General features: G+C 71.1%; 1 protein-coding gene and 1 pseudogene. Both read left to right on the top strand.

Annotated elements, in window-relative coordinates; all coding sequences use genetic code 11:
- Positions 1–345 (top strand): annotated as a pseudogene (locus ACNPM4_RS17865) (hypothetical protein); the annotation flags it as partial.
- A gap of 106 nt (positions 346–451) precedes the next feature.
- Positions 452–1,129, top strand: a complete 678-nt coding sequence (locus ACNPM4_RS17870; RefSeq protein ID WP_448986577.1) for a YcnI family copper-binding membrane protein — start codon at positions 452–454, stop codon at positions 1,127–1,129.
- Positions 1,130–1,144: the final 15 nt, after the last annotated feature.

Below are 1,144 nucleotides of genomic sequence, written 5' to 3' on the forward strand. Positions count from 1 at the left end.
CTCGGATCGCCGACCGGCGCCGACACGCTCGGCGGCGTCGGCCACACCCACCACCTGAATCTCGATCTGCTCGGGCCCGCGACATCGGAGACATCCCTCAGCACGACGATGCTGCTCGCGCACCTCGCCGCCGCCGTGCTCACCACTCTGCTGGTCTGGCACGGCGAGACACTCCTGGGGAGCATCGTGCGGTGGGTCGAGGCGATGTTCCGGCGCGCCGCCGCAACTGCGCCCGCTCAACACCGCCGACCGCCCCGCCTGCGCTCCACTCTCCTGTCTTCCTTCGATGCCGCCGTCGCGGCTGCTGTGCCCCGACGCGGGCCTCCTGCGCTCATCCGCGACTGATTCACACGGATCTGTCGCACCGGAGTCGGCCGCCGTCCTGGCGGAACAACCCCATCGCCGGGTGCACCGTCGTCGCGCCCGCTTTTCGAGCATCAGGAGATCCTTCATGTCCCGTACCACCCGTGCCCGCACCCACCGCGCAACCCTCGCCACCGCCGGCATCCTCGGTGGCGCCGTCCTCGCCCTCGCCGTCCCGACGATGGCGGGCGCGCACGTCGGCGTCAGCCCCGATGAGCTCGCCGCCGGAGACCATGGCGTGCTCACCTTCTCGTTCTCACACGGATGCGAGAACTCCCCCACCACGGCCCTCCGCATCACGATGCCGGACGGACTCGCTTCTGTGGCGCCGACGATGGACGGCGACTGGAACATCGAGGTCGAGCGCGGTGACGACGGCCTCGTGAGCGCGGTCACCTACACCGCGCTGACGCCCGTACCGAACGATCTCCGCGGAGCGGTGAGCATGTCCGTCGGGCTCGACGAGAGCACTCCAGACACACTGGCCTTCCCCGTCGTGCAGGAGTGCGTCGACGGCGCGACCGAGTGGACCCAGCTCGCCGAGAAGGGTGAGGACCCCCACAGCCTGGACGCGCCGGCACCGGTGGTCTCCGTCACCGACGCCGCGACCGACGGGCACGGTGACCATGGCTCCGCTGGATCGGCAGACGAGGCAGCGGCGACGACGACGACCGATCCGCTGGGGATCGCGCTCGGAGCCGGCGGACTCGTCGCCGGGATCGCCGCACTGATCGTCGCCGTCCTCGCCTACCGCCGCCGCGCCTGACGCCGTCCGACTCCT

Source organism: Microbacterium umsixpiens (assembly GCF_053543675.1).